Source organism: Idiomarina sp. H2 (assembly GCF_004364275.1).
Taxonomy (GTDB): Bacteria; Pseudomonadota; Gammaproteobacteria; order Enterobacterales; family Alteromonadaceae; genus Idiomarina; species Idiomarina loihiensis.
This window is the reverse complement of record NZ_SNZY01000003.1, coordinates 153,107-177,026: the sequence shown is the minus strand read 5'-3', so window position 1 is coordinate 177,026 and position 23,920 is coordinate 153,107. Positions and strand designations below refer to the sequence as shown.

General features: G+C 46.9%; 21 protein-coding genes. 10 read left to right on the top strand and 11 right to left on the bottom strand.

All coding sequences use genetic code 11. The features are described 5' to 3' along the window. The first annotated feature begins 3 nt into the window (after positions 1 to 3). The 3 genes from DET62_RS04910 (at position 4) to DET62_RS04900 (ending at position 1,380) form a co-directional block, all read left to right on the top strand. Positions 4 to 510 (top strand): chalcone isomerase family protein, encoded by a 507-nt coding sequence (locus DET62_RS04910; protein WP_110013190.1) that lies wholly within the window; start codon positions 4 to 6, stop codon positions 508 to 510. A gap of 1 nt (position 511) precedes the next feature. Further along, positions 512 to 1,039, top strand: a complete 528-nt coding sequence (locus DET62_RS04905; protein WP_110013189.1) for a DUF3833 domain-containing protein — start codon at positions 512 to 514, stop codon at positions 1,037 to 1,039. Between the two features lie 83 nt (positions 1,040 to 1,122). Next, positions 1,123 to 1,380, top strand: a complete 258-nt coding sequence (locus DET62_RS04900) for a DUF3912 family protein (RefSeq protein WP_110013188.1) — start codon at positions 1,123 to 1,125, stop codon at positions 1,378 to 1,380. Between the two features lie 47 nt (positions 1,381 to 1,427). Here DET62_RS04900 and DET62_RS04895 read toward each other — a convergent pair whose 3' ends face one another. Beyond that, a complete protein-coding gene (locus DET62_RS04895; RefSeq protein WP_110013187.1) occupies positions 1,428 to 1,832 on the bottom strand; it encodes a hypothetical protein in 405 nt (134 codons plus the stop codon). Positions 1,833 to 1,972: 140 nt separating this feature from the next. Between DET62_RS04895 and DET62_RS04890 the strand changes: the two genes are divergently transcribed. Genes DET62_RS04890 through DET62_RS04880 form a run of 3 tightly spaced genes read left to right on the top strand, consistent with a single transcriptional unit; the run spans position 1,973 to position 4,411 of the window. Further along, positions 1,973 to 2,734, top strand: a complete 762-nt coding sequence (locus DET62_RS04890; RefSeq protein ID WP_279513156.1) for a Nif3-like dinuclear metal center hexameric protein — start codon at positions 1,973 to 1,975, stop codon at positions 2,732 to 2,734. A 16-nt stretch (positions 2,735 to 2,750) separates the two neighbouring features. Continuing rightward, complete coding sequence (locus DET62_RS04885; protein ID WP_110013186.1) at positions 2,751 to 3,539, top strand: methyltransferase; 789 nt, start codon at positions 2,751 to 2,753, stop codon at positions 3,537 to 3,539. Positions 3,540 to 3,541: 2 nt separating this feature from the next. After that, positions 3,542 to 4,411 (top strand): NAD(P)-dependent oxidoreductase, encoded by an 870-nt coding sequence (locus tag DET62_RS04880; RefSeq protein ID WP_243734853.1) that lies wholly within the window; start codon positions 3,542 to 3,544, stop codon positions 4,409 to 4,411. A 157-nt stretch (positions 4,412 to 4,568) separates the two neighbouring features. On the opposite strand, the gene DET62_RS04875 is transcribed toward DET62_RS04880, so the two are convergent. Continuing rightward, a complete protein-coding gene (locus DET62_RS04875) occupies positions 4,569 to 5,918 on the bottom strand; it encodes a DUF1329 domain-containing protein (RefSeq protein WP_110013184.1) in 1,350 nt (449 codons plus the stop codon). A 162-nt stretch (positions 5,919 to 6,080) separates the two neighbouring features. Here DET62_RS04875 and DET62_RS04870 point away from each other — a divergent pair, with 162 nt between their 5' ends. Both DET62_RS04870 and DET62_RS04865 read left to right on the top strand, forming a co-directional pair. After that, positions 6,081 to 7,259: a YCF48-related protein gene (locus DET62_RS04870; protein WP_110013183.1), complete on the top strand. Its 1,179-nt coding sequence runs from the start codon at positions 6,081 to 6,083 to the stop codon at positions 7,257 to 7,259. Next, positions 7,259 to 9,589 (top strand): MMPL family transporter, encoded by a 2,331-nt coding sequence (locus DET62_RS04865; RefSeq protein WP_110013182.1) that lies wholly within the window; start codon positions 7,259 to 7,261, stop codon positions 9,587 to 9,589. The genes DET62_RS04870 and DET62_RS04865 overlap by 1 nt, the downstream gene beginning before the upstream one ends. A gap of 20 nt (positions 9,590 to 9,609) precedes the next feature. Here the strand turns inward: DET62_RS04865 and DET62_RS04860 are convergent, their stop codons facing one another. The 3 genes from DET62_RS04860 to DET62_RS04850 form a co-directional block, all read right to left on the bottom strand. After that, a complete protein-coding gene (locus tag DET62_RS04860) occupies positions 9,610 to 11,250 on the bottom strand; it encodes a GMC family oxidoreductase N-terminal domain-containing protein (protein WP_110013181.1) in 1,641 nt (546 codons plus the stop codon). Then, positions 11,228 to 12,667, bottom strand: a complete 1,440-nt coding sequence (gene sbcB / locus DET62_RS04855; RefSeq protein ID WP_110013180.1) for an exodeoxyribonuclease I — start codon at positions 12,665 to 12,667, stop codon at positions 11,228 to 11,230. The genes DET62_RS04860 and sbcB overlap by 23 nt, the downstream gene beginning before the upstream one ends. A gap of 62 nt (positions 12,668 to 12,729) precedes the next feature. Next, a complete protein-coding gene (locus tag DET62_RS04850; RefSeq protein ID WP_011234615.1) occupies positions 12,730 to 12,966 on the bottom strand; it encodes a hypothetical protein in 237 nt (78 codons plus the stop codon). 89 nt (positions 12,967 to 13,055) lie between these two features. On the opposite strand from DET62_RS04850, the gene DET62_RS04845 reads away from it, so the two are divergent. Further along, positions 13,056 to 14,093, top strand: coding sequence for an isoaspartyl peptidase/L-asparaginase (locus tag DET62_RS04845; protein ID WP_110013179.1), 1,038 nt, complete (start codon positions 13,056 to 13,058; stop codon positions 14,091 to 14,093). A gap of 11 nt (positions 14,094 to 14,104) precedes the next feature. Continuing rightward, positions 14,105 to 18,034 (top strand): ATP-dependent RNA helicase HrpA, encoded by a 3,930-nt coding sequence (gene hrpA, locus DET62_RS04840; protein ID WP_110013178.1) that lies wholly within the window; start codon positions 14,105 to 14,107, stop codon positions 18,032 to 18,034. A 36-nt stretch (positions 18,035 to 18,070) separates the two neighbouring features. On the opposite strand, the gene DET62_RS04835 is transcribed toward hrpA, so the two are convergent. From DET62_RS04835 to ubiG, 6 genes are all read right to left on the bottom strand, one after another. After that, the gene (locus DET62_RS04835; RefSeq protein ID WP_054487610.1) at positions 18,071 to 18,337 is read right to left on the bottom strand and encodes a GrxA family glutaredoxin; all 267 of its coding nucleotides are present in this window, start codon (positions 18,335 to 18,337) and stop codon (positions 18,071 to 18,073) included. Between the two features lie 102 nt (positions 18,338 to 18,439). Continuing rightward, positions 18,440 to 18,700, bottom strand: a complete 261-nt coding sequence (yfaE, locus tag DET62_RS04830; RefSeq protein WP_110013177.1) for a class I ribonucleotide reductase maintenance protein YfaE — start codon at positions 18,698 to 18,700, stop codon at positions 18,440 to 18,442. Between the two features lie 3 nt (positions 18,701 to 18,703). Continuing rightward, positions 18,704 to 19,837: a class Ia ribonucleoside-diphosphate reductase subunit beta gene (nrdB, locus tag DET62_RS04825; protein ID WP_110013176.1), complete on the bottom strand. Its 1,134-nt coding sequence runs from the start codon at positions 19,835 to 19,837 to the stop codon at positions 18,704 to 18,706. Positions 19,838 to 19,855: 18 nt separating this feature from the next. Beyond that, a complete protein-coding gene (nrdA, locus tag DET62_RS04820) occupies positions 19,856 to 22,186 on the bottom strand; it encodes a class 1a ribonucleoside-diphosphate reductase subunit alpha (RefSeq protein WP_110013175.1) in 2,331 nt (776 codons plus the stop codon). 271 nt (positions 22,187 to 22,457) lie between these two features. Beyond that, complete coding sequence (gene gph / locus DET62_RS04815) at positions 22,458 to 23,141, bottom strand: phosphoglycolate phosphatase (protein ID WP_110013174.1); 684 nt, start codon at positions 23,139 to 23,141, stop codon at positions 22,458 to 22,460. Next, on the bottom strand, positions 23,142 to 23,873 hold the full coding sequence (gene ubiG / locus DET62_RS04810; protein WP_110013173.1) for a bifunctional 2-polyprenyl-6-hydroxyphenol methylase/3-demethylubiquinol 3-O-methyltransferase UbiG: 732 nt from the start codon (positions 23,871 to 23,873) through the stop codon (positions 23,142 to 23,144). Positions 23,874 to 23,920: the final 47 nt, after the last annotated feature.

Below are 23,920 nucleotides of genomic sequence, written 5' to 3'. Positions count from 1 at the left end.
AGTATGAGATCCATTTTATGCGGTATTGTCGCGCTTTTCAGCCTTAACTCCTATGCTGCTGAATGCACCGATTCAGTACCCGATGACTTTTCTAAAGTTGGTGAAACTCGCCTCAGCGTCTATTTCTGGGATGTCTACGATGCCACTTTATACAGTCCGTCAGGTGCATACAAACAGAACGAGCGACAGGCTCTGTTACTGGAGTACCTACGTGATATTAAGGCGAAAGATCTTATCGAAACGACGGAAGAAGAATGGCAGAAGCTTGAGTTAAATAGTGATAAACACGAGCAATGGTTAGAAAAACTGGGTTCCATCTGGCCTGACATTAAAGAGGGTGACTGCCTTTTACTGGTTGAAAAGCAAGACGGAACCGCCGAGTTTTATCAGGGCGATACGTTGCTGGGTGAAATTGACGATAAAGACTTTACCGAACAGTTTTTAGCGATTTGGCTGTCGGAAAATAGCCGCTTTGAATCTGAGCGCAATGAACTCATCGGGGAGAAATAATATGAAGGCTTTAAAGGTTTTAGGATTTAGCGTTTTGCTCAGCTTACTGGCGGCCTGCTCAACGGGTATTGATACTTATAAGTCGGCCGAACCTAAGTTAAAACTCGAAGAGTTTTTCAATGGCGAACTAGTTGCTTACGGCATGGTTCAGGACTACAGCGGTGAAGTCATTCAACGTTTTGAAGTCACCATGACAGGTACCTGGGAAGGCAACGAGGGTGTCCTTGATGAGCATTTTACTTATGCTGATGGTCGTGAGCAGCAACGCGTCTGGCACATAACAAAAACAGGCCCTAACAGCTACGAAGGACGTGCAGACGATGTTGAAGGTGTCGCCAAAGGAACTACCGCAGGAAATGTTCTTAACTGGGAATACCAACTGGAAGTTGTGGTAGACGGAGAACCATTAGTATTGACGCTGGATGACTGGCTGTATCTGATTGACGAAAACAATATGATCAACCGTACCGATATGTCTAAATGGGGTTTGCCGGTTGGCGAGATCACGCTTTATATCGGTAAGAAATAAATATCAAGAATCTCTGTCGGCGACCGATAATAGGAGTATAATCCTGATATTGATATAGCCTAAAAAGGTTTAGGGAAACGGCAGTGGCAATTAATTATCCGACATTTTCTTATAACAACCCCCGCATACAAGGGCAGACGATTTTTATTAAGCGCGGACCGCATCAGGGGAAGTTAGGAATTATAGCAAAAACTCTGGATAACGATCGCTTCCTGGTGTCTCAGGCTGACTTTGGTTCCGAAAAAGTCATTTTCAAACGTAGCGATTTTCTGGTGCATCGTTATCGTAAAATTAAAGTTCCGATTGACCGCGTTGCCGGCAAGAATCCAGACGTCTTATAACGAAAAAAGCGACCATCAAGGTCGCTTTTTTTATTTATCACTGTAAGTCAGGCACTGCCACGAGGCAGGCGACAGTCACTGTTTTTACTTTCTAACTTTTGTTTCCACAGTTCTTTTGCGGTTAAGCCGCCAGAGCTGGATTTTTTCGCCGCAGATTGCTTAGCTGAAGATTTCTTCGCAGCAGGCTTTTTAGCTGCTGGTTTCTTGGTTTCAGCTTTTTTAGCGGCAGGCTTTTTCGCCTCTGCTTTTTTGGGCTCCGGCTTTTTAGCCGATGATGACTTCTCACTAGCCAACTCTTTCGCTTCATCAGCCAACTGAGTAAGACGTACATTCTTACCACCATTAACGCTATACCAGCCGTTACTGCTTTCTATTTCGGGCTTTTTACCGTGAGCCTTTTGATAAGCTTCGGTATATTCGGCGAGTACCTTTTCTTTATCCAGTTTGCTCATTCAAATGTTCCTTTATTCAAGGTTTGGTTGTAAAAGTTTTGTATAAAAATGCTTCGCTATTCGTTTATACCGTTTTTTCGGATTATTGTCTAATTTCGGGTAAACTGAGACCATTCAGAACAGCAATTTGGTTTTTAGATATGCCGATAACTCGAGATGAATTACAGAATTATCTTAATAAGCTATTAAATAGTGAGAAAATTAAAGACTATTGCCCTAATGGGCTGCAAGTCGAGGGTAAATCCGAGATCAAAAAAGTGGTTAGCGGGGTAACAGCATGCCAGGCCCTGGTTGACAGAGCAGTTGACGAGAACGCCGATGCCATTCTCGTTCATCATGGCTATTTCTGGAAAGGCGAGCCGGCGGAAGTTGTTGGTATGAAAAAGCGGCGCTTACAGCAGCTGTTGAAGCATGATATCAATTTATTTGCTTATCACTTACCGCTGGATGTTCACCCGGAACTGGGAAATAACGCACAGTTGGCTAAGTTAATGGGCTGGGAATTTGACGGGCCGGTGGATGATTCTGATCCGGCCTGCCCGCTGGTAACGGGTCGTTTAGCTAAAGCCGTTTCCTGCGACGAATTTGCCCGTGAACTGGAGCAGCGATTAGAACGTCAGTTAGTTTGTCGTGTCGACAGTTTAAATGAAATTAAAACAGTTGCCTGGTGCACTGGTGGTGGTCAGGGTTTTATTGACCGGGCGGCTCAGCTTGGAGCCGACGCCTTTATTACCGGTGAAGTTTCTGAACCAACTATCCACAGTGCCCGCGAGCAGGGAATCGCTTTTTTTGCGGCCGGGCATCACGCCACAGAGCGTTACGGTGCAAAAGCGCTGGGCGAACATTTAGCGAAGCAATTTGAGCTTGATGTCCAATTTATTGACATTGACAGTCCGGCCTGAGGGAAAGAAGCCTTTAATGAATAAAAAGAAGCAGGAACGCGGTGACTTCAGTGGTATCAGCGAAAAGTTCTCTAAGTCCATTTATGATACGACTAAAGGGCGTCTCAGGGTTGAGGTGCTCAAGCGCGATTTAGCGCCGCTATTAGCTACTGAACCATGTTTAGTGCTGGATGTAGGGGCCGGGCTTGGTCAGGTAAATCAATGGTTTCAGGAAAAAGACTTTGCGGTGGTGCATTCTGACCTTTCAACCGAAATGGTTGAAGAAGCTGAGCGACGTCACAAAGCGGCAGGCCTGGGGCATAAGTGCAAGTATGTTGCGGAAAGTTTAACCGAGCTTGCTAATCAGCAACCGTTAATTCAGTACGATATTATTCTTTGTCATGCCGTGCTGGAATGGCTGCCGGATACCGAGCTCGCCCTTGCTCAACTGGCTTCACTATTAAAACCCGGCGGCAAACTGTCTCTCATGTTCTATAACTACCATGCGAAGCTCTTTGCCAACGCCGTTTACGGCAATTTTGATTATATCGAACGTGGTCTTAAGGTGAAGAAAACCGTTCGGCTGAGTCCGCAGAACCCGGCGGTACCGGAACAGGTTGACGACTGGTTAGAGCAAGAAGGGTTAAAAGTTCAACAAAAGACCGGTGTTCGCTGTTTTCATGATTACTTACGCGACTTGACTCATCAGCAACGATTCGATGAGCTACTGGCACTGGAAATGAAATACAACCAAATGTCCCCTTATCGTGAGCTGGGGCGTTACCAACACTGGCTTATAGAAAAACCGAATTGTCAGGAGGAATGACTATGTCGAAGCAATGTGCATTTATTGGATTAGGCGTTATGGGTTACCCAATGGCCGGTCATTTACAAAAGGCGGGCCACAAGGTAACGGTTTATAACCGCACTCAGGCTAAAGCCGAAAAATGGGCAAAGGAGTACTCCGGACGCTGCCAGCCAACCCCGGCTGAAGCGGTTAAAGAAGCTGAATTTGTTATGGTTTGTGTTGGTAACGATGACGATGTACGCAGTGTATTTTATGGTGACGACGGTATCCTGGCGAATTTAAAACCCGGTGCCGTTGTTATTGATCACACTACGGCGTCTGCTGAACTGGCACGAGAGCTCGAACAGGCTGTAAAGGAAAAACAAGGTGCCTTTTTAGACGCGCCGGTTTCAGGCGGCCAGGCCGGAGCGGAAAAGGGCGTTTTAACCGCTATGGTCGGTGGTGAGCAGCAAACCTTTGAAGTCGCGGACGAGCTCTTTCAATGCTATGCCAAAACTCGTCAGTTAATGGGGCCTGCCGGAAGCGGACAGTTAGCTAAAATGGTGAATCAGATTTGTATTGCCGGTGTTTTGCAGGGGTTATCGGAAGGCCTCCAACTGGCGCGTAAAGTCGGCTTAGATCCGGATAAGCTTATTGCGGCTATTAGTCAGGGCGCCGCGGGTTCCTGGCAAATGGAAAACCGCTATAAAACCATGTGGGATAACCATTATGAGCATGGCTTTGCTGTCGACTGGATGCGTAAAGACTTAAAAATTGCTTTAGCTGAAGCTGACCGTCAGGGGTTGTCGATGCCGGCGACAGCATTAGTCGACCAATTCTATGCCGACGTTCAGAAAATGGGCGGCAGTCGTTGGGATACTTCGAGTCTTCTGGCTCGTCTGGAAAAGTAGCCTGATGCTATTGCATCAGGTGAGATGACCCGTAACAACCAGCGATGCTGGTGCCTTCTTATGTAATAACGTCAAGCTACATAGAATTCATCAGGTTACGGACATTAAAAAAGGAGACTCGGAATGAGTCTCCTTTTTTCATTTAAGCGGTATTGGCTTATCTGAAGCCTTTACGACGTAATGCGTTAGTACTGAAGTCTTCACGGTTTGGAGAAATATCCCATTCCATGTAAGTACTCTCTTCATTACCAAGACCCAGAGAAATATAACGTCCGGAGTCTAAGTCATATAACGCTTCCGCAGCCATCCACGGAACGTCCTGGTTATAGAACTGAGTGTTCACAGCTTCACCAACACGCCATAGTTCGCCACGTCCGTCGTAGTGATCAACCAGTGAGGCTGTCCAGGTGTCTTCATCAAGGTACATTGTACGCTTAGAGTAGATATGACGTTCGCCGTCTTTAAGGTTGCCTTCGACTACCCAGACACGGTGTTTTTCATAACGGATAAGATCCTGGTTCATATGGCCTGCTTTAATGATGTCATCATAACTCAGCTCAGGATCCATGATCTTGAAGTTATTGTAAGGAATATAAACTTCTTTCTTACCTTTCAATTCCCAGTTGTACTTATCTGGTGCTCCGTTGTACATATCCAGGTTGTCAGACGTACGTAAGCCATCTGCTGCTGTGCCCGGACCGTCATAAGCGACATTAGGTGCTCGGCGAACACGACGCTGACCTGCGTTGTAAATCCACGCACGGCGTCCTTCTTTTACCTGGTTAATGGTTTCATGAACCAGCAAAACGGTACCGGTTAAGCGAGAAGGCGCTTCAACTTCCTGCATAAAATAGAACAGAACGTTGTCGTCGGCTTCCTGACGGCCTGTTTCAAGATACTCCGGGAATACCAAAGTTTCTTTTAGTTCAACAGTTACGTAGTCACCGTTAGATAGCACCGGGAACTGGGCAACGTTACGAGTTACAGCACCGCCACGGTAACGGGTAATGTGATTCCATACGGCCTCTAAGCCATTTTCAGGGATAGGGAACGGAATGGTTGTATCAAAGTTTTCGACACCATTACCACCGGCGACCATTTCTGCACTTTCAGCGTTTGATTTAATTTTAGGCCAAAGCTCGTCTGGGTATGTTGCCGAACGGCGGGTTGGATAGACAATCATCTTATAGTCTGAGTATTTATCGAACATGGCGATTTGGCCTTCGCTCAGGTGTTCTTTGTGCTCATCTAAGTTGTCATGAGTAATAGTAAATAACGGCTTATCATCGGCAAATGGGTTATTACCGCGAACAACTTCCACCGAATGATCAGAGTACCCACCGTTCCAGGCCGGGATAGAGCCATCAGCATTTGCTGCTTTTTCAGCACCAATTGGGGTTAGATCCTGACCAAGCCTTGCGGCTTCTTCCGGTGATACCTTAGCCGCAACGCTCGCGGAAATCACCGACATGGCAAAAACGCCAGCTTTTAGCATCAGTTTATTCATTATAATTTTCCTTGTTGTTCTACTTTCCAACATCACTTTGCCAGAGGACTGACCTCTCAAGCAATACTTTAACGAAAAAAAGCATGAAATTAACGAAAAAAGGTTTTCAAATTATCTTGAGCTTATACAATCCTATGACATTTTTAGTACCCGGGAGGTTCCATGCGCTTGTCTTTAACCCCATTAGGGGTGTTGTTGGGAGCTATTTTTAGCACCACAGTGCTCGCACAGGATAGCGACACAACAACAATCACTGATTATGACGTGATCAGTGCACCAGCATTGTCATCAGACAGAATTAAAAGCGAAGTGCTTATTGAAGTCACGACTGTTGGGGCGCGGCTTGTAGCCGTCGGCGCGCATGGAAATATTATCTGGAAAGAGAGCGATAACTGGGAACAGGCTAAGGTAGATACCAGTGTTCTTCTAACGAGCGTCGCTTTTGCCGACGAAGACAACGGATGGGCGACTGGGCATCATGGTGTCATTATTAAAACCGAAGACGGTGGTAAAACCTGGAAACGGCAGTTAGATGGTTTTGAACTAATGACGTTAGAAAAACGTTATTTTGAACAGCGTATTGAAAAACTGAAAGAAGAACTTGAATCAACTGACGATGAAGACGTGATAGGTGAGCTTGAATGGCAGCTTGAAGAACTTCAGTTTCAGATCAGTAATATAGAAGTTGCTCAGGAGGAAGGACCCAGCAAGCCCTTTTTAGACCTTTATGCTAAAGACAATCAAACGGTATTTGCGATTGGCGCTTATGGTACTTTCCTGAAAACCGAAAATGGCGGTGAAAACTGGCAGGTTATCTCGAGTCGTTTGGAAAACCCGGGCGGTTATCATTTAAATACTATTTTTGGTCAGGGTGATGATTTATATATTGTCGGCGAAGCCGGGTTAGCCTTCGCTAGCCACGACGGTGGTGAGAGTTGGGAGACCCTTGACTCGCCTTATCGCGGCTCGCTTTTTGGCGGACACATTGATGCCGGGGGGCGTGTATGGATTTACGGTTTGCGTGGCAATGCTTTTGTCTCAGACGATAAAGGACAAAGCTTTACAACCGTTGATACAGGCACCAGAGTGAATCTTTCTGCGGGAATAAACACTGAAAATGGTACTCAGCTAATTGTCGGGCATTCAGGAACCATTCTTGAAGTTGACGAGAACTTCAAGGTTAAAAAGAGAACTCACCCGAGCGGTTCGGTTATGACTGATATTATTGAACTAACCGACGGTGAATGGATTATGACTGGGCGTAGTGGTTTGTTGCACTGGCCGGCCAAAATCACTGAAGCAGAAGCCATGGCAACAGCAACGCAGCAAGGAGCGAAGTAATGGATAATCCGAGTGCGAATAAACCGGCAGGAGTGCTGGAGAAGTTATTGTTCACGGTGCGTGCTCCCTGGCTAATCGTCTTTTTGTTACTGACCTTATTCCTGGGCTATCACGCGTCGCAGGTTCGCCCTGACGCCAGCCTGAGCAAAATGATCCCGACTAACCATCCATTTATTCAAAACTATTTTGATTATCAGGACGACTTAGCCAGCCTGGGGAATGTTGTTAGGGTGGCAGTTGAAAATAAAGACGGCGATATTTTTGAAGCCGATTTTCAACGAGAACTGCAAAAAATTACAGATGAAATTTTCTTCATTCCGGGCGTCAACCGCTCAGGGCTTCGCAGTTTATGGACACCCAATGTTCGTTGGATGGAAGTAACGGAAGAAGGTTTTGTTGGTGGTCCGGTTATTCCTGATGGTTATGACGGTAGTGAAGAATCATTAGATCAATTAAGAACTAATGTTCTGCGTTCGGGGGAAGTCGGGAACCTGGTTGCAAATAACTTTGAATCAACCATTGTCTATATTCCGCTGGATGAAGTTAACCCTGAAACTGGTGAGAAACTGGATTATCAAGAGTTCTCTGAAAAGCTGGAGACTCTGGTTCGCGATAAATACCAAAGTGAAGATATTGAAATTCACATTACTGGTTTTGCGAAACTGATAGGCGATCTGATAGAAGGTGCTGAGCAGGTGGGGCTGTTCTTCCTGTTGGCCATAGCTATTACCCTGGTCATGCTTTATTTTTACAGCCGCTGTTGGCGCAGCACTTTTATGGTCCTTAGCTGCTCAATTATTGCGGTTATCTGGCAGCTTGGCATTATTGAATTGATAGGCAGTGGTATTAATCCGTACTCGATGTTGGTGCCATTTTTGGTCTTTGCCATTGGTGTCTCGCATGGCGTACAGATTATAAATGCAATTGGTACTAACCGGGTTGCCGGACTTGATAAAGTCGCTGCAGCTCGCACAGCGTTCCGCGGTCTGTATATTGCAGGGTTAACGGCTCTGGCAAGTGACGCCATTGGCTTTACGACCTTGATGGTTATCGATATTGAAGTCATAAAAGAATTGGCTATAGCAGCCAGTATTGGTGTCGCCGTGGTGGTGCTGACCAATCTGGGGTTACTGCCTATTTTGATGTCCTACCTGGGAACCTCGGACAACGGCGTTGCTTATCAGAAGAAAATAAAAGGCGAGCGTCATCCTTTATTTGATTTCTTCGCTAAGTTTACTCAGCCTAAATGGGCCTATTCGGCACTAGTTGTTGCTCTTATTATGCTGACCTGGGGCCTGGTGAACAGTCAAAACATGGCAATTGGGGATCTCGATAAAGGCGCGCCGGAGCTTCGCCCGGACAGTCGCTACAATCAGGACAATGCCTTTATTGTTGAAAACTACAGCTCCAGTACCGATATTTTTGTGGTGATGGCGGCTTCCGCGCCTGAGCAATGTATTGCCTACGATAACCTTGAGATTATGGAACGTTTTAGCTGGCATATGGAAAATACCAGCGGTGTTCAGGACGTTAAGTCTGTCGTCTACGTTTCTAAAATGGGCATGTTCGGCATAAACGAGGGTAACCTTAAGTGGTTTAGCTTAAACCGTAATAAATACGTTACCAACGCCTCGTTAAGCCGTATTCCGGATGGCTTGATCAATAACGATTGTTCAATGGCGCCGGTCATTATTTACCTGGACGACCATAAAGCGGAAACATTAAAGAATGTGGTTGGTTCGGTTAACGAGTTTAATCAGAACTATCAGCAGGAAGGTTTAGAGCTGTTGATGGCGGCAGGCAACTCCGGCATTGAAGCGGCAACCAACTCAGTTATAGAAGCAGCCCAGAACAAGATGCTGCTGTGGGTGTACGGCGTCGTTATCGTGCTGTGCTTTATTACCTTCCGAAGCGTTCGCACGGTAGCCTGTATTGTACTACCACTGGCCTTTACTACTGTTATGAGTCAGGGACTTATGGCGGTGTTAGGCATAGGCATTAAAGTGGCTACCTTGCCGGTTATTGCCTTAGGGGTTGGTATTGGTGTCGATTACGGCATTTATATTTACAGTAAAGTGAAAGAGGGCTTGCAGCAGGGCATGTCGTTGCAGGAAACCTACAAGTACTCGCTGGATAACACCGGCAAGGCCGTCGGCTTTACTGGCTTAACGCTGGCTATAGGCGTCGCTACCTGGATATTCTCACCCATTAAATTCCAGGCTGATATGGGTATATTGCTAACCTTTATGTTCCTGTGGAATATGCTGGGTGCGCTTATCTTAATTCCGGCACTGGCAAGGTTATTCAGAGTAGGGAATAAAAAAGCTTAGCTCTTACCTTATAACTTGAGTTAGTGAATTAAGGCGTCGGCTTTTATTAAGTCGGCGCCTTTTTCAGCTATAGCGATAGTAGGAGCGTTGGTGTTACCACTGATAACGGTAGGCATAATGGATGCATCTATTACTCTGAGTTTCTCAACACCTATTACTTTTAATTCAGGATCTACAACAGCCCCTGTATCGTTTTTAGGCCCCATCTTGCAAGTCCCCGCAGGATGATAAATAAGCCCAGTTTTGGATTTTATCTGCTCCAGAAGTTCGGCGTCGCTTAAGCAGGGATTGGGAAACATGATCCCACCATTATGTTTTGCCAGAGCCGGTTGCTTCAGTATCTTTAATGCTTTTCTTATACCGTTGAGTAAGGCCTTCTGGTCACTCTTTTCGCTTAAAAAGCCATAAGTAATTTGCGGTTTAGCCATTGAGTTTTCCGGGTTTAGGCGCACTGCACCACGTGATTCTGGGCGTAACAAGCAGACATGACAGGTGAATCCGTGTTTTAAAGTAGGATTCCAGTCGTAGCCGCTGTCATTAAACATGACAGGCAACAAATGAGCCTGAATGTCCGGTTCTTTAACTTCATTCGATGAGCGGTAAAAAGCTCCGACTTCAGCAAGTGAGTGTGCCAGCTGGCCTTTGCTAGAGAGTATATATTGAATAAAAGGTACTGAGAGCTTGATTAACCCCAGAGGACTCAGTGTCAGGCCGTCTCTCATTTTGTTTTTACATTGTATGCTAACGTCCACGTGCTCCTGCAAGTTCTTACCGACAGCCGGGTTGTCATAAACGCTTTCTATTCCAAATTTTGCAAGCTCTGATGCAGAGCCTACACCGGAGCGCATGAGAATTTGGGGGGAGTTAAAGGCCCCCGCACAAAGGATAACCTCTTTCCTTGCGCTGGCTATGTATCGGCGACCATTCTGCTGATAACAGACTCCGGTCGCTTTTATCCCTGAAAAAGCCACTCGCTCGGTCAGGCATCCGGATATTACCGTCAAGTTGTTTCGTTTCAGTGCTGGCTTCAGGTAGGCATGGTAAGCACTGCAACGCTTCCCATCTTTCATTGTGAACTGGTATGAATTGTGTCCTTCCAAGTGTACGCCGTTAAAGTCGGGGTTAGGCGGCAAACCAAATTCGCTGCAGGCTTCTAAGAAACATTTTGATACCGGGTAAAAGGGGGATACATCGGATACGGTTAAGGGGCCGCTGTTTCCATGGTAGTTTGAGGCACCGCGACTATTATTTTCACTTTTTATAAAATAAGGCAATAAATCGTTGTAACTCCAGCCGTCGTTACCTTTAGCTGCCCAAGAATTGTAGTCACTGGAGAGCCCCCGAGTATAAATCATGGTGTTAATGCCACTGCTGCCACCCAGCATTTTCCCTCGCGGTGTATAACAACCTTTGGGGCTAGTCAGTTGCGGCTCTTTATGGCTTCGGTAAAGCCAGTTAAATTTGCGGCTATGCATAAAGCGGGCAAAGCCTGAGGGCATGTCAGAAAATAGTCCACCATGTGATGATCCGGCTTCTAGTAACAACACCCGAAACTTGCCGCATTCTGTGAGTCTGTTGGCAAGGGTGCAACCGGCAGAGCCGGCTCCGACAATAATGTAATCGAACGACGCGCTAGCGTCAGAGAGATGCGGCGTAGTCATACAGTGATTTCAGCAACCGCAGTTTATGCGCATCTTCCTGATGCTGGTTCGCCAAGTCTTCTAGTTTCAGGGCAAAGTCTTCTGCGGACAATAAGCCTTCTGGCGGCTCTATTAAGCGCTGTTGACAAAACAGACGCCACTTATTTAGTTCTTTGTCGCTAAGAGTCGACGGGTAGTTTCGCGCCCGGTAACGAAACAGCAGTGCAGGCATACGCTTGTCCTGAAAATCCAGTTCCAGACCGGCCAGTTGGTGTGGCTCTGACGAACGGATAATCTCCATATGCTTTTTATCCTGAGGAGAGAAAAAGCCGTCGTATATCTGGTGGTCAACGTCGGTTCTGGGGGCAAATTCTTTGGTCTGCTCAAACACCTGCATGAGTTTGTCGCGAAAGTCGCTGTTTTCCTGTAACCATTTGGCGTTTGTCTCCAGGGCGGCTGTATCTAATGCGGCACTATCAGCAGCTTCAGCAGAAATAGTTTTAATAGGCGCTAAGAAAGGACAGCGACCGAGGTGAATATTTTGTATGCCGCTCTTTTGTAAGCCTTGCTCTTCCAGTTCCCTACGACTGGTGTAGGTTAACTCCGTTAATTCTTCTACCGATTTATCGGCAAAATCCATGGGCGGAACGCGCAGGTCCCAGGCAACAACGTTGCTATTTTGCTTAGGGTGAAAACCCAGCGGCAATATAGCCGACAAATAGCGGTTAGCCGTACCGTAAAAACCACTGACATGCGCCAGCGGCTCCGGTGCCTGCCAGTTAAACAGGTTCAGTAGCTTTTGTTTACGGCGAATACTGTAAGCCCACTGCCACAATTTCGGCTGTTTTTCGCTAATGAGCTTTGCCAGACCAATGGTCGCATAAACGTCCGACATAGCATCGTGCGCCTGACCATGCTCAATGTTATTGGCAACACTCAAATGCTCCAGTTTTAGACTGGGTTGTCCGTCAGAGTTCTCCGGCCAGTTAATACCGTCAGGGCGCAGCGCAAAACAGGCTCGCACGACATCAATTAAATCCCAGCGTGAATTGCCGTTTTGCCAGCTGTATTCGTAAGGGTCATAAAAGTTGCGATAGAACAGCAAACGGGTGACTTCGTCATCAAAACGGATGTTGTTGTAGCCAATAATGGTGGTATTGGGCTTTTGAAATTCGTTTGCTATGGCTTTGCTGAACTCCGCTTCACCGACTCCTTGCTTCGCAGCAAGCTGCGGCGTAATACCCGTAATTAAGGTGGCTTCCGGGTTAGGCAGAAAGTCTGGTGTGGGCTGAGCGTAAAGCGTTAGCGGGCGACCGATAACATTAAAATCAGTATCTGTGCGCAAGCCGGCAAACTGTGCGGGGCGATCCACTAACGGGTTAGCGCCCCATGTCTCATAATCGTGCCAGTAAAAGGTTTCTTGTTCGTTTTGTGCCATAAGCCTAACTGCTCAGCGGAAAAGGAAAACTATAGCACGAGCCCGCAGATAAATTCAGCCACTCACTCTCTTTCAATCTTGTTCACTTGCACGTCGTAAGCTTTGTCGAGCTTTTGCTCTAATGTGCGGTCGTCTTCGTGGCGAAAAGCAAGTTCAGCGTGCGGCAGAATGCGGTCGGCTAAACGCTGTGCAACGGCGTCTCTGAACTTTTGTTCGTTATCTAATGCTTCATTATCTACTTCCAGCGTAATTTGCTGTCTGTCGCCTAAGTGTGTGTACTCAACGCGATAAGTCGGCATCTGAATATCTCCTCGTTGTCAGTTCGTTGCTTTCCTGCGACTATGTTATGACTAACAATCTAGCCTATAACAATAAAATCGAGGTCAGGATGAAAAAGCTCTACTTATCTGCAGTACTTGCCACCGCTGCGTTTGGATCGCTATTACCAGCCGTACAGGCGGATGATCATGATGTTGAATACGCAATGGCCATTCATGGTGGAGCGGGTACGATTACTCGCGCGAATTTAACCGCTGAACAAGAGCAAGCCTACAAAGATAAACTGACGGAAGCTTTAGAGGCTGGGCGTAAAGTATTGAAAGAAGGTGGTGACAGCACCACAGCAGTTATTGCGGCTATTCAGGTAATGGAAGCGTCGCCGCTGTTTAACTCTGGCAAAGGCGCGGTTTATACCTGGGATGGAGAACATGAGCTGGATGCTTCGTTAATGGAAGGTCTGAACGGCAATGCCGGGGCTGTTGCTGGCGTGAAAACGGTAAAAAGCCCAATAGAACTGGCTCGTGAAGTAATGGAAGAATCTGTTCATGTGATGCTAAGTGGTGAAGGCGCAGAGCAGTTTTCCCGGCAACAAGGGCTGGAGCAGGTCGAGAACAGCTATTTTAATACTGAGCACCGTTACAAGCAGCTACAGAAAGCCAAAGAAACCATTAAGAAAAGTGAACAGCCAGAGCAACAAGCCTGGGAGTATCTGGATTTGGACTACAAATACGGTACCGTCGGTGCTGTGGCGGTTGATAAAAACGGTCTATTAAGTGCAGGTACGTCAACCGGCGGCATGACAGCCAAACGTTATGGTAGAATAGGGGATTCCCCCATTATTGGTGCCGGTACCTGGGCGGATAACGACAGCTGTGCGGTGTCTGCGACTGGACACGGTGAATATTTTATTCGCTTCCACGTGGCGGCTGATATCTGCTCACGGGTTAAGTATAAAGGGCTTTCGGTAAGTGAAGCCGGCGATGAAGTCATTCACGGTGTGCTGGAACAAGCGGGTGGTACCGGAGGCGTTATTATTATTGACGCAGAAGGCAATATTGCTATGCCTTTTAATACCGAAGGTATGTATCGTGGCTATATTAAGGGCGAAGGTGATGCCCATATTGCTATTTATAACGAGGATGAATAAGTTCGGAGTCTATGAGTCGTCAAAAATCGCACGATAAATCACAAAGTCAGCCTTTTGTTGATAAATTTCAGACACAATTAGAGCAATGTACAACACAACAGGCCGCGCTTTTGCGCGGTCGCTTGCGTGGTCTGAGTAAGATTAAAAACGAGCAACGACAGCAGCAGGTGCTCGAGCGCATAGCCGCAGATATCGAGACTGCTGAGTTGGCGTATCTGGAGCGTCAGCAGCAAAAGTTTCATATCAGTTACCCCGAAGAATTGCCGGTTGCCCAGCAGCGTGGTGACATTAAGAAAGCCATTGAACAGAATCAGGTGGTGGTTATTGCCGGTGAAACCGGTTCGGGTAAGACCACACAGTTACCTAAAATGTTGCTGGAACTGGGTTATGGCCGCAAAGGTACCATTGGTCATACTCAGCCGCGGCGCCTCGCTGCCCGCAGTGTTGCCGCCCGCATTGGCGACGAGCTGCAGGACTACGCAAAAAAACAGGTAGGTTATAAAATCCGTTTTCAGGATGAAACGGCGCCGACAACGGCAATCAAGCTAATGACCGATGGTATGCTGTTATCCGAACTACAGCAAGACCCTCTGCTGCTGCAATACGATGCGATCATCATAGATGAAGCGCATGAGCGCAGTCTGAACATCGACTTTTTGCTCGGCGTGCTGCATACGCTATTGCCCAAACGTCGCGACCTGAAGGTTGTTATTACCTCTGCAACTATTGAAACTGAACGTTTTTCCAAACATTTTCACGATGCACCGGTATTGACGGTAACCGGCCGAACGTACCCGGTTGAAGTTCGGTATAGGCCGCCGAAAGAAGATGGCAAAGCGGCGGACTCCGACGTGCTACAAGGGGTTTGTGATGCGGTGGAAGAACTGCAGCGGGAAAGCGAAGGCGATATTCTGATTTTTGCCAGTGGTGAGCGCGAAATCCGCGATTACGCGGACGCTATCGGTGAGCTGAAACTGCGTAATACCGAAGTATTACCCTTGTATGCGCGTTTGTCATCGCACGAGCAGAACCGTGTATTTCAGTCGCACAGTCAACGTCGGGTGGTTATTGCCACCAACGTAGCGGAAACCTCATTAACGGTTCCGGGGATACGCTTTGTGATTGACCCGGGTACAGTGCGTATGAGCCGTTACAGCTACCGAACTAAGGTGCAGCGCTTACCCATTGAACCCATTTCACAGGCCAGCGCCAATCAGCGTAAAGGACGTTGTGGCCGTATTGGTCCGGGTATTTGTATTCGCTTATACAGCGAAGAGGACTTTCTACAGCGACCGGAATACACTGACCCGGAAATTCTCCGAACCAATTTGGCGGCGGTGATACTGCAAATGTCGTCATTGCGCCTGGGCGATATTCGGCAATTTCCTTTTGTGCAAAAGCCGGATGAACGCTTTGTTAAAGACGGTTTGAATCTACTGGAAGAGCTGCATGCCATTAAGCCCGGACGTAAAAATGAACAACCCCGTCTAACCGACATTGGTCGGCAACTGTCCCGTCTGCCACTGGACCCGAGGTTAGCCAGAATCGTCATGGCCGGTCAGCAGTATGGCTGTGTCCGTGAAATGCTGGTTATTACTGCAGCCTTAAGTATTCAGGATCCGCGTGAACGACCACACGATGCACAGCAAAAAGCCGATGAGTGGCATCAGCGTTTTCGCGATAAGAGCTCTGACTTTATGGCGTTTCTGAATCTATGGAATTACGTCAAAGAAAAACAAAAAGCCTTGTCTGGTAACCAGTTCCGTAAGCAAATGGGTCGTGAGTTTATTCATTTTATGCGCTTGCGCGAGTGGCAGGACATTTACACGCAAAGTCGGCAAACGGTTCGGGAAATGGGGCTGTCTATTAACGAGGAGCCGGCGACTTTTGAGCAAATACACCGCGCTTTGATCACCGGTTTATTGTCTCAGGTGGGTGTAAAAGAGGACCGACACGAGTATCAGGGAACCCGACAAACGCGTTTTCATATTTTCCCGGGGTCGGGTTTATTCGGTAAACCGCCTAAGTGGGTTGTCACAGCCGAGCTGGCGGAAACTTCAAAATTGTATGCGAGAATTAATGCTGACATCGATCCGTTGTGGGTTGAGGAAGCGGCACCGCACTTAGTCAAAAAGCAGTATCTTGAACCGCACTTTGAGAAAAAGCAGGGCAGTGTGGCGGCCGATGAGCAGGTCACGTTACTGGGGCTTATTCTGGTTCCCAGACGACGCGTCCAGTTTGGCCCGGTTTCACCGGTTAAAGCCCGGGAGATTTTCATTCGAGAAGGGCTGGTCAATTCGCAGTTAACGCGCAAGCTACCTTTTATTCAACACAACTTAAAGTTAATTCAGGACGTTCAGGCGCTGGAAGCGAAATCTCGCCGTCGCGATATTCTGGTGGACGAAGAGGTGTTGTTTGAGGCTTACGATCGCGCTATACCTGAAGGGATCTATAACGAGAAATTGTTAGCTGGCTGGTGGCACAAAGCGGCTAAAAAAGAGCCTAAACTACTGTTTTTTGAACGCGATGATCTTATTGCCGGTGACACGGAACATATTACTGAAAACGAGTATCCGGAATTCTGGCGCCAGGGCAACCTGCGCCTGCCGTTAAGCTACCATTTTGAGCCTAACGCCGAAGACGACGGCGTCAGCGTGAATATTCAGTTAGGGATTCTTAATCAGGTGAAGCCAGAGGGGTTTGACTGGCATATTCCGGCGCTCCGTGAGGAACGTATTGCGCATTTAATTAAGTCGCTACCGAAAACCTTACGCCGGAACTTTGTACCTGCTCCTAACTTCGCTGGTGCGATTATCGCCGATATTGAGCCGCTGCAAGGGCGCTTAACTGACGCTATGGCGACTAAGCTACTGCGTATGACCGGCGTGGCGGTTCCGGATGAAAGCTGGGATGAGTCCTCGCTACCGGCTCATTTACGCATGAACTTTAAGATTCTTGACGGCAAAAAGCTGGTTAACCAGGGACGTGACTTGCAAAGCCTTCAACAGCAGTTGTCAGGTAAAGTGCAACAGCGGCTGGAGAAAACGGCAGGTGACGATATTAGCCGTGAGCGTGTCGATAGCTGGGACTTTGATGATCTACCTGAAGTGATCACCGAACGTCAACAAGGTTTTGAGCTTAAGGCGTATCCGGGCCTGATAAATAAAGGCAAAGGACAGGTTGCTCTGCAATTGTTTGATAACCCGGAGCAGGCGAAAAAGCATCATAAAGCCGGTGTACGTGAATTGTTACTGCAACAAATACCCTCGCCAATTAAGCATTTACAGAAGTCACTGTCGAATAAAGCCAAATTGGCTATGTACTTTAACCCCTGGGGGAAAGTGGATGCGTTAATAGCCGACTGTATCGCAGCGGCGGTAGACGGCCTCATTCAGGAACAGATTGAGCAGGGCAATGAGCTCCGTGAACAAAAGGGCTTTGAGCAATTAAAAGATATTGTTCGTGCTAATTTGAATGAGCGCGTTGAGCAAATTGCGCTGGAAGTCGAGCAATGTCTGTTATTGTCGCAGCAGGTTAGAAAGTCTCTTAAAGGTAAAATCCCACTGGATCAGATCCAGTCGCGGGGCGATATTCAGGATCAACTGGACAACTTAGTGTTCGCGGGGTTTGTCTCCGCTTTTGGTGGGGAACGCTTGAATGACATTGTGCGTTATTTAAAAGCTATTCAACGTCGGTTGGAAAAACTGCCGGTCGACCCGAATAAAGACAGATTGATGACTCTGACTCTGGCTAACCTTGAAGAGCAGTATAAAGCGGTCGTGAAAGCTTATGAAAATAAAGGTTCGGTGGTTCCCGATGAGGTTTCTGAAATTCGCTGGATGATTGAAGAGCTGCGAGTATCATTCTTTGCGCAGACGCTGGGAACGAAATATCCGGTGTCAGAAAAGCGGGTGAAACAAGCAATAGAGGCGGCTAAATAGCCGCCTCTATACTAGGGTTACATTACTTACACAGAATTATGCAGTGTAAAGCCCTAAGTTTTCTTTTGCGTAGGCTTCAAATTCTGTGAAGCCGCCAACATGTTGTTCGTCGACAAAAATTTGAGGAACCGTTTGTACCGGTTTGCCTACCGTTTTTTCCAGGTCAGCTTTGCTGATGCCTTCAGCGTGAATGTCGACATAGCGATAATCAAAATCATCCATATCGGCTTTTAATTTATCCGCTACTTCTACGGCACGAACACAAAACGGACAACCCGGACGTCCAAAAATGACTGTAAACATGGAATACCTCTCTCACAAAAATTTATGGTGCCATTATCCAGATTTTATTGTTGGTTAACAATTGTTCTGCACGATGGGCACAATCGATTTAATGAATAATACTTAGTGGTCAATGTCCAGATCCGACTCCGGGATACAACAGCAGGGCAGAATGTCGCCTTTTCTGACATAAGCCAGAGGCTCTGTTGTATAACGGACTTTGCCGGACTTTAGAGTGCTACGACAGGCACCACAAAAACCACTGCGGCAGTGGTAGTGCATTTCTAACTGATGCTTTTCTAAGGCCTCGAGTAAGGTGCCTTCAGTCGCATCAACGGCAAGTTCAGGCCCACCGTTGACTGTGACTTTAAAGGTGTTAGCCATAGCTTAGAGATCAAAGTCCCCAAGGTCGGAAGCATTAACTTCACTGTCTATCTGACCAACAAGGTAAGAAGTGATTTCTGATTCCTGTGGTGCTACCTGAACGTTGTCTGATACCAGATATTTGTTCATCCAGGGTAGTGGGTTGGAACGCTGGTTTTCAAACGGTGCGTCAAAGCCAATGGCCTGCATACGTAAGTTCGCAATATACTCCACGTACTGGCAGAGCATGCTCTCGTTCAGGCCAATCATTGAGCCGTCTTTAAACAGGTAGTGCGCCCACTGTTTTTCCTGCTTCACTGCGGTCATGAAAATTTCATAGGCATCGTCACGCAGTTCTTCGGCAATTTCTTTCATTTCCGGGTCGTCTTCGCCATATTGCCACAAATTAAGAATATGCTGTGTCGATGTCAGATGAACGTTTTCGTCACGGGCAATCAGCTTAATAATTTTTGCGTTGCCTTCCATTAACTCACGTTCTGCAAAAGCGAAAGTGCAGGCGAAACTGACATAAAAACGAATAGCTTCCAGCGCGTTAACCGAGTTAATGCATAAGAATAGCTTCTTCTTAATTTCCCGCTGGGTTACGGTATGGGTTTTGCCTTCAACAACCACATCGCCTTCACCGTGCGTCTGCAACAGCTGAGTATAGAAAATAAGATCATCATAGTACTTGGAGATGTCATTCGCGCGAATTTTAATTTGCTCATTAATGACAATGTCTTCAAAGACTTCGCTGGGGTCACTGAACAGATTACGCAGAATGTGTGTGTACGAACGCGAATGTATGGTCTCAAAGAAAGACCAGGTTTCAATCCAGGTTTCTAACTCAGGCAGAGAAACAATTGGCAGTAACGCGATATTCGGTGAACGCCCCTGAATTGAATCCAACAGTGTTTGATACTTCAGGTTAGAAATAAACACATGCTTTTCACTGGCGGTTAGCTTGTTAAAGTCAATACGGTCACGACTGACGTCGATTTCTTCCGGGCGCCAGAAAAAACTGATTTGTTTTTCAATCAGCTTTTCAAAAATACTGTGTTTTTGCTGGTCATAGCGAGCAACGTTAACAGAGTTACCTAAAAACATCGGCTCCGTTAACGGGTCATTCTGCTGTTGATTAAAAGTTGAGTACGACATTCGCTAAAATCCTTCTTATTAAATTTTGCAGGCGCCGCCGGCACAGTCATCATCTTCTTCAATGATCACTTCTGTCGGCTGTGCCTGAGACGCAGCAACACCTTTACGTGCCGCAATGTCGGATTGGTTATCCGCAGCACCGTCACGGGTGTTGTGATAGTAAAGCGTCTTAACGCCAAGTTTATAGGCCGTTAATAAGTCCTGCAGAAGCTGCTTCATGGGGACTTTACCGGCTTGGAATTTACTTGGGTCGTAATTGGTGTTTGCAGAAATTGTCTGGTCGACAAATTTTTGCATAATACCAACCAGCTCCAGGTATCCCTTGTTATTAGGGATTTGCCATAACAGCTCATACTTGTCTTTTAAGTTTTCGTAGTCCGGAACAACCTGTTTGGTGACACCGTCTTTTGACGACTTAATGCTGACAAAGCCACGAGGCGGTTCAATGCCGTTGGTCGCGTTAGAAATCTGCGAGGACGTCTCAGAAGGCATTAACGCTGATAACGTTGAGTTACGCATGCCGTGCTGCTTAATGTCAGCACGAAGCTTATCCCAGTCCAGATGCAGAGGCTCATCGCAAACCTTATCCAGATCTTTCTTGTAGGTATCGGTTGGCATAATGCCCTGAGAGTAGGTGGTTTCATTAAATTTAGGGCAGGCACCTCTTTCTTTAGCCAGGTTCATTGACGCCTGCATCAGATAATACTGTATAGCCTCAAAGGTCTGGTGAACCAGACCATTGGCAGAGCCGTCCGAATATTTAACGCCGTGCTTGGCCAGGTAGTAAGCAAAGTTAATAACACCAATACCCAGAGTACGGCGGTTCATGGTGGCATTATAAGCGGCCGGAACAGGGTATTCCTGATAATCCAGCAGGCTGTCCAGTGCGCGCACGGCTAAGTCGGCCAGGTTTTCAAATTCACTTAAGCTCTCAATTTTGCCTAAGTTAAAAGCCGATAAAGTACAAAGGGCAATTTCACCTTCTTCGTCATTCACATGGCTTAGGGGCTTAGTTGGTAACGCAATTTCAAGACACAGGTTGCTCTGACGAATAGGAGCAACTTTAGAATCGAACGGACTGTGCGTGTTGCAGTGGTCAACGTTTTGTACGTAGATACGGCCAGTACTGGCGCGTTCCTGCATAAACAGGCCAAACAACTCAATGGCTTTAATGCGTTTTTTACGGATGCTTTCATCCTGTTCGTACTGAAGGTACAAACGCTCAAATTCGTCCTGATCTTCAAAGAACGCGTCGTAAAGCCCCGGAACGTCCGACGGGCTGAACAGGGTAATATAATCGTCTTTAATCAGACGTTGGTACATGGTGCGGTTAAACTGCACACCGTAATCCAGATGACGAACCCGGTTTTCTTCAACACCGCGGTTGTTTTTCAGTACCAATAAGCTTTCAACTTCCAGATGCCAAAGTGGGTAGAACAGGGTAGCCGCGCCACCACGAACACCGCCTTGCGAACAGCTTTTAACCGCTGTCTGGAAGTATTTATAGAACGGGATACAACCTGTGTGGAAGGCTTCACCGTTACGAATAGGGCTGCCCAGAGCGCGAATACGCCCGGCGTTAATACCAATACCGGCGCGCTGCGATACGTATTTTACGATGGCGCTTGAAGTGGCATTAATAGAGTCAAGGCTATCGCCGGCTTCAATCAGAACGCAGGAGCTGAACTGACGCGTAGGCGTGCGCACACCCGACATGATAGGTGTTGGTAGCGAGATTTTGAATTCAGAAGCGGCGTCGTAGAAACGTTTAACGTAGTCCATACGAGTGCTTTTCGGGTAGTTAGCAAACAAACAAGCCGCTACCAGAATGTATAAGAACTGAGCGCTTTCATAGATGTCGCCGGTAACCCGGTTTTGAACCAGATATTTGTTTTCAAGCTGCTTAACGGCTGCGTAAGAGAAGTTCATGTCACGCCAGTGATCCAGAATTTCGTCCATCTGGTCAAATTCTGCTTCAGTATAGTCTTCCAGCAGGTGCTCATCGTAGCGATGCTCTGCAACCATCTTTTTGACCTGATCGTAGAGACGCGGAGGCTCAAACTTACCGTAGGCCCGTTTGCGCAAGTGGAAAATAGCTAAACGCGCGGCCATGTATTGATAATCAGGCGCTTCTTCTGAAATTAAATCAGCTGCAGCTTTGATGATGGTCTCGTGGATATCTTCGGTTTTAATACCGTCGTAAAACTGAATGTGAGACTTAATTTCGACCTGAGAAGCTGAAACATTGTTAAGACCTTCAGCGGCCCACATGATGACCCGGTGAATTTTATCGAGGTTTAGCGGTTCGCGTTCGCCGCTGCGTTTAGTGACATATAGTTGCTCGTTCATTTTGCGCTGACTCTTAGCTTTTGTTATATGTTTGTAGCCACAAGATATTGTGCTTATTAGTTGTACAGGGCGATATTTACACAATATCTAGTGTCTTGGGAATGAGGAGTATGCTAGGTCTAACTGTCACTTCGATCAAGTAAATTTACGGCCAAAAACAAGAATAATTTTGATTTAGAAATCTTGATTTTTTGTCAGCCTTTATTTGGCGTGAGTTTGCGCAGGTAATCTTGCTATATATTTTTTTGATCTTTCAAAATGTGTTTATAGATCAAGAATTATTTATAGCAAGTAGCTCCAGTAACTCCAGGGGCGAGGCAATATGGTAATCGGCTTGCCAGCGTTGTGGCTGATCTTCATTGCTAATATAGCCATATTCAGCAAGCACAGTAACCATACCGGCATTGCGGCCAGCTTCGATATCCCGTTCCGCATCTCCGACATAAAGACAGTCGGCAGGTTCTATTCCCAGCTGTTCAGCCGCATAGAACAAAGGTTCCGGCGACGGCTTTGAGACGCTTAAGGTATCGCCGCTTACGACTACACTAATAGCTTCAAACTCCGGAAAATGAGGCAATAACTGTTGTGTAAGTCGTTCTGGTTTATTGGTGACTATGGCAACTTGAATGGATTCGCGTTGCAGCACAGCCAGTAGCTCCAGAACGCCCGGGTAAGGCTGTGTATGAGTGGCTATGTTTTCTTTATAAGCACTCAAAAAAGCATGTCGCAGTTCGGCTTCCCTGTCGCTGTACTCATTAGCGAAAGCAAGCTGTAGCATGCCTCTGGAACCATGTGATGCAACAGGCGTAAATACCTCAGCCGTAATGGCAGGGCGTTGGTATTGTTCGCACACGGCATTTAGTGCGGCACCCAGGTCGGGGGCTGTATCAAGCAGTGTGCCATCCAAATCGAACAACACCGCCTTTACCGGAGAATTTCTGTCTGATGAGGGCATTTATGACTCCGGTTTTTTTAAAGCGATAATGTAATTCACATCAACATCTTTTTCTGAAAGAACAAAGCCTTTAAGCGGATTAAAGATAAGACCATTAATGGCGATATCTTCTAATCCGGCTGCATCTGTCATACGCAGTAGCTCTGACGGTTTGATAAAACGTTGATGTTGATGAGTTCCTTTGGGAACCCAGCCTAAAACATGTTCGGCGACAACAATACCTAATAGCCACGACTTTACATTGCGGTTTAAGGTCGAGAAAAAGATGTGCCCACCAGGTTTAAGTGCTTTTGTGCAAGCCCGGACAATAGCGTCAGGGTCGGGTACGTGCTCCAGCATCTCCAGACAAGTAACCACATCAAAGCTTTCCGGTTGCTGCTCTGCCAGAGTTTCAATGGCAATGCACTGGTAATCAATTTCACGGCCGCTTTCTAACGCGTGCAAGCGTGCGACTTTTAATGACTGTTCGGCTAAATCAATACCGGTAACTTTTGCACCGCGTTCAGCCATCGCTTCACTTAATAGCCCGCCACCGCAACCAACATCCAGTACGTTTTTGCCGAACAGACCCTCTGTATGATTTTCGATAAACCCCAGCCGAACGGGGTTTATTTTATGTAAGGGTTTGAATTCTCCATCGGGGTCCCACCAACGCGAGGCCAGGGCTGAAAATTTTGCGATCTCTTCCGGATCGACGTTTTTTTGTTCACTTTTAGAGCGACTGGTGGTCATAGATTATGCGTCTTTAAGAGATGGATAACGCGGCTAGTCTACCTCAG

What these genes read in the sequence shown, in the direction of transcription:
- DET62_RS04910 (WP_110013190.1), top strand. Translation starts at nt 4, where the DNA reads ATGAGATCCATTTTATGCGGTATTGTCGCGCTTTTCAGCCTTAACTCC.
- DET62_RS04905 (WP_110013189.1), top strand. Translation starts at nt 512, where the DNA reads ATGAAGGCTTTAAAGGTTTTAGGATTTAGCGTTTTGCTCAGCTTACTG.
- DET62_RS04895 (WP_110013187.1), bottom strand. Translation starts at nt 1,832, where the DNA reads ATGAGCAAACTGGATAAAGAAAAGGTACTCGCCGAATATACCGAAGCT.
- DET62_RS04890 (WP_279513156.1), top strand. Translation starts at nt 1,973, where the DNA reads ATGCCGATAACTCGAGATGAATTACAGAATTATCTTAATAAGCTATTA.
- DET62_RS04885 (WP_110013186.1), top strand. Translation starts at nt 2,751, where the DNA reads ATGAATAAAAAGAAGCAGGAACGCGGTGACTTCAGTGGTATCAGCGAA.
- DET62_RS04880 (WP_243734853.1), top strand. Translation starts at nt 3,542, where the DNA reads ATGTCGAAGCAATGTGCATTTATTGGATTAGGCGTTATGGGTTACCCA.
- DET62_RS04875 (WP_110013184.1), bottom strand. Translation starts at nt 5,918, where the DNA reads ATGAATAAACTGATGCTAAAAGCTGGCGTTTTTGCCATGTCGGTGATT.
- DET62_RS04870 (WP_110013183.1), top strand. Translation starts at nt 6,081, where the DNA reads ATGCGCTTGTCTTTAACCCCATTAGGGGTGTTGTTGGGAGCTATTTTT.
- DET62_RS04865 (WP_110013182.1), top strand. Translation starts at nt 7,259, where the DNA reads ATGGATAATCCGAGTGCGAATAAACCGGCAGGAGTGCTGGAGAAGTTA.
- DET62_RS04860 (WP_110013181.1), bottom strand. Translation starts at nt 11,250, where the DNA reads ATGACTACGCCGCATCTCTCTGACGCTAGCGCGTCGTTCGATTACATT.
- sbcB (WP_110013180.1), bottom strand. Translation starts at nt 12,667, where the DNA reads ATGGCACAAAACGAACAAGAAACCTTTTACTGGCACGATTATGAGACA.
- DET62_RS04850 (WP_011234615.1), bottom strand. Translation starts at nt 12,966, where the DNA reads ATGCCGACTTATCGCGTTGAGTACACACACTTAGGCGACAGACAGCAA.
- DET62_RS04845 (WP_110013179.1), top strand. Translation starts at nt 13,056, where the DNA reads ATGAAAAAGCTCTACTTATCTGCAGTACTTGCCACCGCTGCGTTTGGA.
- hrpA (WP_110013178.1), top strand. Translation starts at nt 14,105, where the DNA reads ATGAGTCGTCAAAAATCGCACGATAAATCACAAAGTCAGCCTTTTGTT.
- DET62_RS04835 (WP_054487610.1), bottom strand. Translation starts at nt 18,337, where the DNA reads ATGTTTACAGTCATTTTTGGACGTCCGGGTTGTCCGTTTTGTGTTCGT.
- yfaE (WP_110013177.1), bottom strand. Translation starts at nt 18,700, where the DNA reads ATGGCTAACACCTTTAAAGTCACAGTCAACGGTGGGCCTGAACTTGCC.
- nrdB (WP_110013176.1), bottom strand. Translation starts at nt 19,837, where the DNA reads ATGTCGTACTCAACTTTTAATCAACAGCAGAATGACCCGTTAACGGAG.
- nrdA (WP_110013175.1), bottom strand. Translation starts at nt 22,186, where the DNA reads ATGAACGAGCAACTATATGTCACTAAACGCAGCGGCGAACGCGAACCG.
- gph (WP_110013174.1), bottom strand. Translation starts at nt 23,141, where the DNA reads ATGCCCTCATCAGACAGAAATTCTCCGGTAAAGGCGGTGTTGTTCGAT.
- ubiG (WP_110013173.1), bottom strand. Translation starts at nt 23,873, where the DNA reads ATGACCACCAGTCGCTCTAAAAGTGAACAAAAAAACGTCGATCCGGAA.